9 protein-coding genes are annotated in these 12,971 nt (G+C 67.6%); 1 reads left to right on the top strand and 8 read right to left on the bottom strand.

What is annotated here, in order from left to right; genetic code table 11:
* Positions 1–6 precede the first annotated feature (6 nt).
* From NXI30_07910 to NXI30_07875, 8 genes are all read right to left on the bottom strand, one after another.
* On the bottom strand, positions 7–1,734 hold the full coding sequence (locus NXI30_07910; GenBank protein ID MCR9094126.1) for an MBL fold metallo-hydrolase: 1,728 nt from the start codon (positions 1,732–1,734) through the stop codon (positions 7–9).
* Positions 1,735–1,826: 92 nt separating this feature from the next.
* Positions 1,827–3,350 carry a rhomboid family intramembrane serine protease gene (locus tag NXI30_07905; GenBank protein MCR9094125.1) on the bottom strand — a complete coding sequence of 508 codons (1,524 nt, stop codon included), beginning with the start codon at positions 3,348–3,350 and terminating at the stop codon, positions 1,827–1,829.
* A 156-nt stretch (positions 3,351–3,506) separates the two neighbouring features.
* Positions 3,507–4,829, bottom strand: a complete 1,323-nt coding sequence (locus tag NXI30_07900) for a hypothetical protein (GenBank protein ID MCR9094124.1) — start codon at positions 4,827–4,829, stop codon at positions 3,507–3,509.
* A 2-nt stretch (positions 4,830–4,831) separates the two neighbouring features.
* Positions 4,832–5,455, bottom strand: coding sequence for a cytochrome c (locus NXI30_07895; GenBank protein MCR9094123.1), 624 nt, complete (start codon positions 5,453–5,455; stop codon positions 4,832–4,834).
* A gap of 55 nt (positions 5,456–5,510) precedes the next feature.
* Positions 5,511–6,011 carry a DUF3341 domain-containing protein gene (locus NXI30_07890; GenBank protein MCR9094122.1) on the bottom strand — a complete coding sequence of 167 codons (501 nt, stop codon included), beginning with the start codon at positions 6,009–6,011 and terminating at the stop codon, positions 5,511–5,513.
* Between the two features lies 1 nt (position 6,012).
* Entirely contained in the window at positions 6,013–7,371 is a 1,359-nt protein-coding gene (nrfD, locus tag NXI30_07885; protein ID MCR9094121.1) for a polysulfide reductase NrfD, read from the bottom strand.
* Between the two features lies 1 nt (position 7,372).
* On the bottom strand, positions 7,373–10,423 hold the full coding sequence (locus NXI30_07880; protein ID MCR9094120.1) for a 4Fe-4S dicluster domain-containing protein: 3,051 nt from the start codon (positions 10,421–10,423) through the stop codon (positions 7,373–7,375).
* Positions 10,424–10,444: 21 nt separating this feature from the next.
* Complete coding sequence (locus NXI30_07875; protein MCR9094119.1) at positions 10,445–11,224, bottom strand: cytochrome c family protein; 780 nt, start codon at positions 11,222–11,224, stop codon at positions 10,445–10,447.
* Between the two features lie 617 nt (positions 11,225–11,841).
* Between NXI30_07875 and NXI30_07870 the strand changes: the two genes are divergently transcribed.
* A complete protein-coding gene (locus NXI30_07870; GenBank protein ID MCR9094118.1) occupies positions 11,842–12,927 on the top strand; it encodes an acyl-CoA dehydrogenase family protein in 1,086 nt (361 codons plus the stop codon).
* Positions 12,928–12,971: the final 44 nt, after the last annotated feature.

Here is a 12,971-nt window from a genome sequence, read left to right as displayed (position 1 = left end):
CTTCACCTACCGACCCTCTCCGTCGAAGTGTCGAACGAATGCCGCGAGCGCCTCCCGGCCGGGGCTCGCTTCGAGCAGACCTTTGGCCTGTGCGTCGAGAAAGCGCAGGTGCCCTCCGGCGATCAGGAGCCAGGTCCGCCGATCGAAGGCGACGCGAACGTCTGCATTCTCGGGGCGCCCCGCGCGCCATTCGATCACGCCCCGGCGGATGATCAGGGTGTGCTCCTCCGCCGTATCGCGAATCGTGAATCCACCGACGAGCTCGACTTCGGCACTGGACACCGGGTCGAGCTTCGTCCCCATCGCGCGAAACATCACCGAGTCGGGATTCGCCGCGAGGAAGTGCGGATTCGCGACGTCGATCGGGAGGGACTCGAGATCCGCCTTGCCCTCCATGACGAGCGCCTCCGTCAGCAGGTAGTGACGGAGATTCGACGTGTTCGCGTCGTAGGCGACCGTACGGAGGATCCGGGCAAGCATCTCCTTCGCCTTCGCGTCTCCTGGATCCGTCACGACCAGCATCCGGACGAGCTCGGCCGCCCATCCGCGTTCACCGCGTTCGAAGGCCTTCTCCGCGGCGCGACGCACCTTGCGCCGGCTGCCGATCAGCTCGAGGGTCCGCTCCGCGCGGGCCTTCGGCGGGATCGCGATCAGGTCGACGACGTCCCCATTCCACCAGCCGCCGGCCTTCGTGTACATCTGCTTGGCGATCCAGTCGAACTCGTGATAGCGCTCGGCCAGATTCGGATCGTCGGCGAGGTGGGGCGGAAGATTCGCTTCCATCTCGGTGGCGGCCTCCGCGTGGTCGAGCCGTCGATTGACCGCTCGAATCGCCTGGTCCTGCATGTACTGGACGAGGTCGCGGAAATTCGTGAGGAATCGGGCGACCTCCTCGCGCCCCGAGATCACCCGCAGATGGCCGGGAACGAGGTGCTCGATCGGAAAGGTCCGGTATCGATCGAGGGTCTCGAGCGCCTCCCACGACTGGCGGCCGAACTCGAAACGTGGCGTCGCGATCGCGGGAAGCATCGGGTAGGCGGCATCCCCCACGAACATCACCTTCTCTTCGGGGAGCCACATCGAGAGACCGTCGTCGAGGTCGGTGTTTCCCCAGAAGAGGTGGATGCGAACGCCCCCGATCTCGAGGTCGAGCGTGTCCTCGACGACGACCGTCGGCCGCTGATAGGTCGCACCGCCCGATCCGACGGCGGGACCGATCCCCGAGCCGACGCTTCCGGTCTCGTCTTTGGGAAGCAGGTAGCCCATCTGGTAGTAGGCCCGCATGAGACCCCGCGGAACGGCGCTCTCCCGGAGGTAGCGCTCGAAATTCCTGCCCGCGTAGATCGGAACGTCGCCGCGCTGGTCGGGCGGAACGAACGCGTCGATCCCGCCCGTATGGTCGCCGTGGCCGTGGGAGTACACCACGCCGACGATCGGCGCGTCGGTCACTTCCCGAAGCGCCGCGAGGGCGCGCTGCGCGCGGGGGACCTCGCCGCCGGTGTCGAAGACGAGCACCCCCTCCTCGGTCACGACGTATCCGATGTTCCCGATGTCGTAGCCGACGGCCGCGTAGACGTGCTCGCTCACCTTCACGAGTCGGGCATCGTCGTTCGCGTCGGAGTACGCGGCGAACTCGGGGTGCACGTGGGGAACGGGTTCGGGAATTTCCGCGCGCACCGCCACCGGAAGCAGGATGTGCACGAGCATGGGAACGATCGGGATCAGATGACGCATCGGAATCGCGGCCCTCCTCGGTCCCATGCGGGACCGATCCCAAGGACGATAGATCGTTCCGGCACGGTCATCGTCTCGTTTCGAGCCCGCGATCAGGCAGGGCCGGGAGCCCGGGCATCCGGGGGAGCGGCGGAGGGGTTCTCCGGAATCGCCGCCCCGCTCGTGTCGACCGGGTCGAATCGCCGGGGAAGCGGTTCTCCCGGCTCGGGCGGCCGGTCGCCTGGATCCCGCTCGCCAGTGAACCGCCGCCGCTGCTCGCGGAAATAGGGCTCGTTCGGCGCGAGCGCGATCGCCGCATCGATCGTGAAGAGTGATGCCTCGAGGTCGCCGCGCTGGAAGAGCGCTTCGGCGAGGGTGTCGAGCACGCTCGGGTTCAGGCCCGCCGTGTCGCCCACCGCTCGCTCCGCGAGCGCCACGGCGAGATCGAGGCTCTCGGGCGAAGCCTCCCCCGAGATCGAGATCAGCCAGGCTGCGGCGTTGTCGTAGCCCGGGCGGTAGTAGTCGAAGGGAAGGTCTGCGACCCGGAGCGCGTGCCGCTCGAGGGCCGGGAGGTCGTGGCGAGCGAGCGGCCAGGCGCCCACGAATCCCATCACCGCCAGGATCGCTGCGCTCACCGCACCGACCCGGGTCGAGGCCGTCGGCCGCAGCTCCGCCTCGCCGGGCCGGCCGAGGAGCCAGGTCGCCACATAGCCTCCCGCGAAGCCACCGAGGTGCGCGCCGCCCGCGACGAGGTGGGCGAGGAGCTGGTCGACCACCGCGAACTGGAAGAGCAGCAGGCCGATGAAGATCCGCCGTGGGATCCGCCAGTAGGTCGGCATCCAGAACGCGTAGTGGAGCTCGAGGGCCAGCATCGCGCCGGCGAGCCCGGAAACGAGCCCGGAAGCGCCCAGCACCCGTCCGTGCCCGAAGACGAAGATCCCGGCGATCGTGCCGAAGCCGGCGAAGGCGAGCACGATCGCGGTCCGCCAGCCGCCCAGCGGCCGCTCGACCAGATGACCGAGGACGAGCATCCCCGCCATGTTGAACGCCATGTGGATCGGTAGACCGCGGAGCATCGGCAGGAGCGGGCGCAGGAAATCGGGCGTCGCGGTCACGTCGTGCAGGAAGTGCATCGTGATGGCGCGCCAGTACTCGCCACGCACGACGAGCTCCGGAACGAAGATCCCCACCTGGTCGAAGAGCCGGTCGGCGATCTGCAATCCCGCGCCGATCACGCAGAGCAGCACCGTCGCCCAGATCACCCAGGCGGGCCCCTCGTGGTCGCCCAGGCGCTCGACCGCAGCGATCGACGCGAGGATCACCTCGCCGCCCGGCCGTGCCCGGATCGCCTCGAAGAGCCGGTCGCGCTCGGCTCTCGGGTCCGCCGAGACGAGATCCCGCTGGCGAAGCGTGATCAGGTCGTCTGCGGTCCCGATCAGCAGGACGCGCTCGCTGGCGTAGACGTGCCCGATCGCCTCGTACGCGTGGATCGTGCCGCCCGTCCCGTCGAAGTCGACGCGCCGAACGCCCTCCGCGCCGAGCACGAGCGCCCCGCCGTCCGAGAGCTCGATCCGCGCGCCGCCTTCCGACGCGGGGACCTCGACGTGGGAATCCTTCGCGTCCGAATCAGGCGGCATGGGCCGAGGGTAGCTTCAACGTCGCCTCCGAGCGCCGCACGCCAAGAAAGCGCACCGCACGCCGAAAGAAAGAAGGGCGCGGCCCCGTGGACCGCGCCCTTCGTCATCGCTCAGCGTCGTTCGCGGCCCACTCGGCGTGGGCCCGCGACCGAAGGACTAGTCTTCCTTCACCGCGACCGCGACCGTCGGGAAGACCCGGCTGTAGTAGAGCACCACCGCCAGGAACGCGCCGATGAAGCCGGCGGCGATCCCGAACTGGATCAGGCCGAAGGGCGCCGTCATGTCGCCCTTCACGACCGAGGGCCAGACGAGCAAGTTGCGCTCGAGCCAGAGGCCGAAGAGCAGCAGACCGGCGATCGGACCCGCGATCCACGGGGTCTTCTTCGGGCGCTGCCCGAGGAGGACGAAGAAGGGCAGGACCCAGTTGCAGGCCCAGGTCGCCATCGCCATCCAGCCGTAGCCGGTCTGGAAGCGCGCCCAGGAGAAGTCCCAGTTCGTCCAGCTCTTCGCGAACGCCGCCGCGGAGTAGCCCTTGTCGATCAGGAACTGGTCGCCGAGGCGATCCCGCAGGTAGTAGGTCTCTTCCGGCAGGTTGCCGTAGTAGATGACCAGGTACTGCGCCCAGAAGAGGTAGAACCAGAAGATCGAGAACGCGAACATCATCTTGCCGATGTCGTGCATCCGGCTCTCGGTGATCTCGCCCTCGAAGCCGGGCAGGTCCTTCGAGAGGAGGCCCGACACGGCGCACGCGGCGACGGCGGAGAGGATTCCGCCCCAGCACACGAAGTTGCCGAAGAGGTTCGAGAACCACGCCTGCTCCATCGACATGACCTGATCGAAGGCGAAGAAGGCGAAGCCGATGCCGTAGACGAGGCCGATGAAGGGGGCGATGAAGGCGGTCTTCTTCTTCGACGCCTCACGCTCCTCTTCGTCTCCCTTCCAGCCGGCGGTCCAGCTCTCCGCCATGCGCTTGGCGAAGCCTTCGCCGTTCTCCGCGAGGTTGCGCAGGTTCGGGCGGGACGAGGCCTTGAGCATCGCGACCGAGAGGAAGGACATGATCGCCAGCAGACCCAGGTCCGTGCCGTAGAAGCGACCCTTCGACAGCCAGCCTTCCTTGCCGTGCATGGCGCCGTTCGCCTGCCAGTCGAAGATGTACTCGCCGCCGAAGTAGCCGACGCATCCGAGCACGAAGGCGACCGGAATGAAGGCGGCGAGGCTCTCCGCGAAGCGGCGATAGGGCCCCGGCCAGTGCGCGCCGACGATCGAGTAGATCGCGGTCAGCACGAGGCCGCCACAGGACAACATCGTGAAGAAGATGAAGTTGGCATGGAAGGACAGCCAGGCCGTCTGCGGATCCGACGCAACGCCCCCGATCAGGGAGACGATGCCGACCACGACGGCGGCGAGGCAGGCCTGGAAGAGCGGCTTGGGAAGAGCGCCCGGATTGGCGCGCTCGGCTGCGGTTGCAACAGCGCTCACGATCAACCTCCCTGACCGTTGAGGTCGCGGATGTAGTTCACGACGTCCCAGCGTGCTTCCGGCGGAATCCGGCGGTAGCTCGGCATGCGGCCGCGGCCGAGGGAGATCGTGGTGTAGATGTGGCCATCAGTGAGGCCCGGCGCGAGGCTGAAGCCCAGCGGCGAACCGGGACCGATCGGCAGCACGCCCTGGATCGGACCGTTCGGCGCCGCGATCGGACCGTTGCCACCGCCGGTCGGGCCGTGACAGGTCGCGCAGTTGACGTCGAAGTACTCCTTGCCGCGCGCGAGGGACTCGAAGGTCGCCGCGTTCGGGTTCGGGACCGCGTCCTGCTCGGAGAGCGACATCGAAGCGAGGTCCGGCACGCTGCCCCAGCCGATCGGGACCGTCCCGTCGGGCGGGCTCAGATTCGTGATCTGGATCTGGTGGTCGTACTGGTTCAGCTCGAACGCCTGGACGGCCGGCTGCCACTTCATCTGCTCGAACCATTCCTTCGAGACCTGCTCCCAGCACCCGACCTGCGTCAGGAAGAAGAAGCACATCACGCCCATCATCACACGACGTTCCGTCGTGTGGCTGCCGCGGATGGGCTGCGAAAGGGAGTGGGTCGCGGTCGCACTACGCATGGAGCGCCTGCGGCTACGCGTGGAGCGGCTGCGGCTACGCATGAGGCGCCTGCGGCTACGCATGAAGAGAAACCTCCTTCGCACCGTTGCCGCGCATGACGGCTTCGACCTCGGCCACGTCCCGCTCCGCGCATTCGACGACGACGCCGAACTCCTCGGCGGAGAAGCGGGGGCTGTAGTGCTTGTCGAGCGGGCGGGGATAGAGACCGCCGAGCGCGAAGAGCGCCAGCACGGTCAGGACGCCGCCGAAGAGAATCGTCAGCTCGAAGCCGATGATCCACATGGGCGGGATCGCCGCGAAGTTCTTGCCCGCGATCTTGATCGGCCAGTCCATCGACATCCAGATCTGGATGCCGAAGCCGGTCACGACGCCGACCAGGCCGCCGAGCAGGGTGAAGATCCGCACCTTGGAGGGCGTCGGGTCTTCCGCTTCTTCGAGCTCGTCGAAGGGAGCCGGCGAGTAGGTCGTCAGCTCGTCGAAGCCGCGGGCCTTGAGGCTCCGCACGGCGTTCGACGTATCCGACACCAGGTCATAGACGCTCACGAGAGTCGGCATCTCAGTGGTGCTCCTTCGCGTGGATGTCGAGTTCCTTGACCTCGGCGATGGCGATGATCGGGAACATCTTCAGGAACAGGAGGAAGAACATGCTGAACCAGCAGAAGCTGCCCGTGAGGACGATCAGCTCGGTGGTGCTGGGGATGTAGAGACCCCAGGCCGCCGGCACGTACTCGCGGGAGAGCGAGGTGATGATGATCACGTACCGCTCGAACCACATGCCCAGGTTGATGAAGAAGCAGAGGATGAACAGGAAGGGCAGGTTCGTCCGGAGCTTCTTGATCCACAGGAGCTGGGGCATGACGACGTTGAAGATGATCATGCACCAGGTCGAGAACCAGTAGGGACCGAAGGCGCGCAGCCAGAACGAGGTCTGCTCGAACTCGACGCCCGAGTACCAGGCGATGAAGTATTCGGCGCCGTAGGCGTAGCCGCAGATCAGACTCGTGAAGAGGATGAACCGCGACATGTTCTCGAAGTGGTAGTCGGTGATGTACCGCTCGAGCTTGAAGATCCGGCGGACCGGGATCATCACGTTGATCACCATGGCGAAGCCGCCGAAGATCGCGCCCGCGACGAAGTAGGGCGCGAAGATCGTGGCGTGCCAGCCCGGGACGATCGACATGGCGAAGTCCCAGGAAACGATCGAGTGGACCGAGAGGACCAGCGGGGTCGCGATGCCGGACAGGTGAAGGACGGTCCGATTGTGCGCCTTCCACTGCTTGCCCGTGCCCTGCCAGCCACCGGCGAGAACCGTGTAGACCGCCTTCTTCCATCCGACGGCGCGGTCGCGGGCGATCGCGATGTCGGGGATCAATCCGACCAGAAAGAACAAGAGCGAGATCGTCAGGTAGGTGTTGACCGCGAACACGTCCCAGAGGAGCGGGCTCTTGAAGTTGACCCAGAGGTAGCGCTGGTTCGGGTAGGGCAGGAGGAAGTAGAACTTCCAGAGGCGCCCGATGTGGATCAGCGGGAAGAGCGCCGCGGTGAGGACGGCGAAGACCGTCATCGCCTCGGCGCCGCGGTTGATCGCGTTCCGCCACTTCGCCCGGAAGAGGAAGAGGATCGCCGAGATCAGCGTGCCGGCGTGGCCGATGCCGATCCAGAAGACGAACGTGATGATGTAGACGCCCCAGAAGACCGGCGCCTGGTAGCCGGCGATTCCGAGACCCACGTAGGTCTGGTAGGCCAGCGTGCCGGCAGCCAACCCGACTCCGGAGACGGCGAAGATCAGGGCGATCAGCCAGGGCCAGTGAAAGCCCTTCGTGACCGCCATGATGTCGACGTTGGTCTGTGAATCCCTGGGTGCAGCCGGGGCCGTCATCGAGTCGGCGACTGCAGACGCGGGAGGCGGTGCCATATCAGTGGCCTCCGTTCTCGTCCCGTCGGACCTGCGCGAGGTAGGTCACGGCGGAGCGGGTGTTGAGGATCTGGAGCGCGTGGTACGCCCGGTCTTCGCTTTGCTTCACGAGCTGTACGGCCGCGCTCTGATCGTCACGCACGTTGCCGAACGTGATGGCCTGGCTTGCGCAGGTCTGCTGGCACGCCGTGAGGACTTCACCGTCCCCGATCGGGCGCCCCTCGTCCTTGGCGGGCTGGCGCGCGGTCTCGATCCGCTGGACACAGAACGAGCACTTCTCCATGACGCCCTGGCCGCGGACGGTGACGTCCGGATTGAGCATCAGGCCGAGAAGGCCGGGCCAGTTCTTGTTGCCGTAGTCGAAGTAGTTGAAGCGACGGACCTTGTAGGTGCAGTTGTTGCCGCAGTACCGGGTGCCGACACAGCGGTTGTACACCATGCCGTTGATTCCCTCGTCGGTGTGGTAGGTCGCGATGACCGGGCAGACCGCCTCGCAGGGTGCCGCGCCACAGTGCTGGCAGAGCATCGGCAGGTGCCGCACCTCGTTCTCACCGAGCTTCTCGCCGTCGGGCGTGGGCCGGCGCTCGGCACCGTCGTTGAAGTCGACCTCACCGTCGCCGACGTAGCGCTCGATCCGGAGCCAGGTCATCTCGCGATGCTTGATGGCCATCTCTTCGCCCACGATCGAGACGTTGTTCTCGATGTAGCAGGCGGCGATGCAGGCGCCGCAACCGGTGCACTTGTCGTTGTCGATCGTCATGCCCCAGCGGTAGGGCTGGTCGGGATCGGCGTCGTAGCCGCGTTCGAACTCGAAGGGCGGGCCTTCGAAGTGGTGACCACCGCCGTCACCGTGATCGCCGCCGTCTTCGCCGTGGTCGCCTTCGGCACTCGCGGCCGCCGCGAAGTGCGCCATACCGCCGCCCTTCGCGAGGTCGTAGAGGCTGACCTCCGGCGCGAGACCGCGTCCCCGCTGGTTGTCGGTCCACTGCGAGAGGGCCAGGCGTCGGAAGCGTCCCGTCTTGGCGACGTTCGCCGTCGTCGACAGGTAGGCCTGGCCGCCGGCCTCGTCGCTCGCCGCCGGGAGCAGATCGGCGACGTTCACGCCGCGCTGCATCGCGTCCTTCGCGGTCGCGCCCTCGTGGGAGGCGTCGCCCGCATGGGAGGCGTAGTGGCCGACCGTGTGGCCCTGGCCGATCGGGATCGCGACGACGTCGTCGCGGATACCGCCGCGCGGGTAGACCGAGAGCTCCACCGAGCCGCTGGGGGTCTCGACCGAGATCACGTCACCGAACACGACGCCGAGCTCGTCGGCCTTGCTCTGCGAGATCTCGGCCCAGCTGTTCCAGGAAAGCTTGGTGACCGGGTCCGGGATCTCCTGCATCCACGGCAGGGCCGCGCCGGCGCCGTCGCCGTAATAGGAGTGCGGGAACGCGACCAGCGTGTAGCTGCCGGAACCGGCGAGCTTCGGGGCAGAGGGGCGGACGTTGCCCGCGCTTCCGGCGACCGACACGGTGCGCTTCGGGGTCGCGCCGAACTCGCCGCCCCGGGCGAGGGCCTGGCGCCAGCTGCTGCCGGACCAGTTCGACTCGAGCACGCTCTTGAAGCTGCCCTCGGGCAGCTGCGAGGCGACGCCGCCGCCCATGGCGCGACCGATCGCGAGGATCGAGTCGCCGAGCTGTCGCGTGTCGTGGAGCGGGCGCAGCGTCGGCTGCACGATCCCGCGGACACCCGGTCGCGGGCTCGAGTCGCCCCAGCTCTCGACCGCCGCGTTGTCGGGCATGAGCAGACCGGCCACCTCGGTGGTCTCGTCGATCAGCTGCGCGAAGGAGACGACGAGGTCCACCTTCGACAGCGCTTCCTTGAAGCCGATCGAAGCGGGAAGCGAGAAGACCGGGTTCAGGTCGTGGATGAGGAGGCAGTCGACGTTGCCCGCGTTCATCTGCTCGACCAGGCCGATGATGTCGGCCAGGCTCGCGCGCTTCGGCGCATCCTCGGCGGGGTAGGTCAGCTGCGAGCCGACGGCACCGAGGACCGAGTTGAGCAGGAGAACCGCCGCCGCGTTGCCCGCGCCGGCCGAGGTCGACGCCGCGACGCCCGGCGGAAGCGCGACCGCGTGGCTCGCGCTCGCGAGCTTCTCGACCATCTCGTCGAAGACGCCCTGGCTGATGCCCGCCGCCGAGACCGCGCCACCGATGTCGGCGCCGCTCACCGCAGCGACCGAAGCCCCCTTCTTCCTGGCGACGGCCTTCGCGAGCGCGAGGGCGAGAACACCTTCGCTGCCCGGCGCCGCGGCGACCCAGTGGTCCGCGTTCGAGGCCGTCAGATTCTGCCGCGGCGAGATCGCGATCAGACGAGCACCGCCGTCCTTGTGCGTGTTGACGTCCCGGGCCTTCGTCCACTGCGCTTCGAGCTCGACGGTCGTGTCGAGGAAGTCGGCGCCGAAGTCCACGACGAGGTCGGCCTCGGAGAGGTCGAAGATCGGCGCGGCGGAGGCCCCGAAGACCTGCTCGCTCGCTTCGACCAGCGCCTGGGTTCCGAAGTTGTCGTAGGTGAGATGTCCCGCGAGACCCGCAGCGGCCGCGAACTGATCGATCACACCGGTGAGCGAGGGACCGACCGGACCGCCGAGGATCCAGGTCTTGCCGGCAGAGCCGCCGAGCTTCGCCGCGACCTTGGCCGTCGCGTCTTCCCAACTGATCGGCTGGGCGGAGCCGTCGCTTCCGCGGGTCATCGGGCCTTCGATCCGGTCCGGGTGATAGGCGCGAGAGAAGCCCGCCTGACCGCGGGCACAGAGCGCGCCGCGGTTGATCGGATGGTCGGGGTTGCCTTCCACCTTGATCGGGCGGCCTTCACGGGTCTTGACGTGAAGACCGCAGCCGACGGGGCACTCCTGGCAGGTGGAGGCGTAGTCGGTGGCGATCCCGGGCGTGATCGCCTCGGGCTGGATCACATAGGGGACCAGCTTATCCGGGGGGTCACAGGCAATCGTAGCTGCAGCGCCGGTTGATAGACCGACGACCTTCAGGAAGTCACGACGATCGAGCTCGGACATGGGATTCCTCGAGACCTCTCGTTAGTAGTGGCACTTCAGGCAGTCCTGGGACGCCTGCTGGTTGTTCTGTCGATGGCAGTTGATGCACCAGCCCATCTCGAGCTTCGCGACCGGCACCAGGTATCCGATGTGCGAGTCCTCGACGAGCGGGAGCTTGTCGTAGGAAGCGACGTCGCCGTGACAGTTCTGACAGTCGACGCCCGCCTGGATGTGGCGGTTGTGCCGGAACTGCACGTGTTCGGGGAGGCGATGGATCTGCACCCACTCGACCGGCTTCTTCTGCTTCCAGTGCTCCTTGAGGATCCGGATGCCCTCGATCTGGTCGTACTCGGCCGGGAACTGCGAATGGCAGCCCATGCAGAGCTCGACGGAGGGAACGCCGGCGGCCTGGGACTTGTCGGTCCCGGCATGGCAGTAGAGGCACTCGATCTGGAACTCGCCCGCGTGGTGCTTGTGGCTGAACGGGATCGGCTGCATCGGCCCTTCGGCCGTCGGGTCCCAGGCGTCGACTGCGGACTGACAGGCGGAGGCGGAGGGCCACTGCTTGTCGTACTCCGCCGGGATCTCGATCTCGAGGCTCGGATCGTCTTCCTTGCGAGACCGGAGAAGGTGGGCCTCGCAGACGCTGGTGGCGATCAGCACGTCACCGCCACCGGCAGCGTTGGCCGCGCCGTCGGTGGGCGTCGGCCAGCCGGACCAGAACACGAACACGGCCGCAGCGAGGGCCGAGAGCGCACCGATCACGAGCGAGCGCCGTCGCGCTGCTCCGGTCTGCTCGTTCGACGAGTGTGTATCAGACATATGGAGTAGGGGCCTTCTGAGATCCGTCGTTGCGGGGGTCGTTTCGAGTCGCGTCGAGTCGGCCGAGAGAATCGGTCGGGCGACGCAGCCCCGCGTGCAACAAACGGTTTCCTAGGAGTGCTCAGGGTTGTCCGGACACGCACCGAGGCCGCCCGCTCCTCCCCGACCGGTGGCCCCGATCGGGCGCGGCGGGAGACGGAAGAGGCGGTGGAACATGACCGAACTGCAGTCGAAACGCGGACTTTTCAGAGAACGCGCCCGTGGTTACAACGGGCGGAAATCAGCGTCAAGCGGTCGCGGCGGAGTATCCGTGGCACCCCTGGAAGGAGCGCGCAGCGAATGGTTGCAGGCGCAGTCCGGAGTGCCGTCCGGGGAGATCCCCCGTCCGACGAAGCCCCCGATCGCGCGCTCGACCGACCGCGCTCGCAACCGGAGTTTGGGCGAACGCGTTCGCACGATGCGGCCAGGTCGGCGGGCGTCGAATCCCGGCGCGCGAACGGCAAGCCGGACCGACCCGCGGTCCTCGACCGGCGGGGCGATCCCCCACCCGATCCGATAGGCTCGGTCGCCCCACCGAGGCCTGCGAACGGCCTCTCCCCGCCCACCCGGAGTTCCCCATGATCGACTTCGAGCCCAGCGAAGAGCAGGCCCTCATCATCGAGACCGTCCGCCAGTTCGCCGAGAACGAGATCCGCCCCCGGTGTCGCGAGGCCGACGAGCGCGGTACCCCTGATACGGCCGTCCTCGACGCCGCCCACGAGCTCGGTCTCGTCGCCAACGCCCTGCCCGAATCCGTCGGCGGCGGCGGCGAGCGCTCCGCGCTGACCGGCGCGCTGATCGCCGAGGAGCTCGGCTGGGGCGACATGGCGACGGCCCTGGCAATCCTCTCGCCCGGCCTCTCGGGCCTCCCGATCGCCGATTTCGGGTCCGAATCCCTGCAGAACGAGCTCCTGCCTTCGCTGGTCGGGGATCGATTCGTCCCGGGATCCCTCGCCATCGTCGAGCCCCGCTTCGATTTCGATGTTTTTCACCCCCACACGACGGCGAAGGCGGACGGCGGCGAGATCGTCCTGGACGGCGTGAAGTGCCAGGTCCCCTGGCTCGAGGGAACGAGTCAAGTCGTCGTGATTGCAGGGGAAAACGACTCCCTCGCGGCCTTCGTCGTACCGCTCGACGCGGCGGGCCTGTCGGCCGAGGCCGAGATGAACATGGGCCTGAACGGCCTCCCGACCGCCGAGCTCACCCTCGCCGGCGTCCGCGTTCCGGAGAGCGCTCGCCTGGCCGCTGACGACGCGGCGATCCGGGGCCTGATCGATCGCGGCCGGATTGCCGTCGCCGCCGCCGCGCTCGGAACGGCACGCGCGGCCTTCGAGGTCTCCCGGGACTACGCGAAGCAGCGCGAGACCTTCGGACAGCCGATCGCCACCCGGCAGGCGATCGCCTTCATGCTCGCGGACATGGCGATCGAGATCGACGGCGCCCGCCTGCTGATCTGGGAAGCGGCCGACGCCCTCGATCGAGGCGAGCCCTCGGGCCGCCTCGCCCGCCTCGCGCAGGATCAGATGATGCGGATCGGTCTTCGCGTCGCCGATGGCGCGGTCCAGGTCTTCGGCGGTCACGGCTACATCCGCGACTACCTCCCGGAGCTCCACCTCCGCAACCTCGCTGGCCTCGCCAGCTTCGAAACCCTCGCCCTGGTCTAATACTCGCCTGCGGGCGCTCGGCGAAGTTTCTCGCCGTGCTGTCT

Source organism: bacterium, from assembly GCA_024742285.1.
Taxonomy (GTDB): Bacteria; Myxococcota_A; UBA9160; order UBA9160; family UBA4427; genus UBA4427.
The sequence above is the reverse complement of the archived record's forward strand: the minus strand, read 5'-3'. Positions and strand labels throughout refer to the sequence as shown.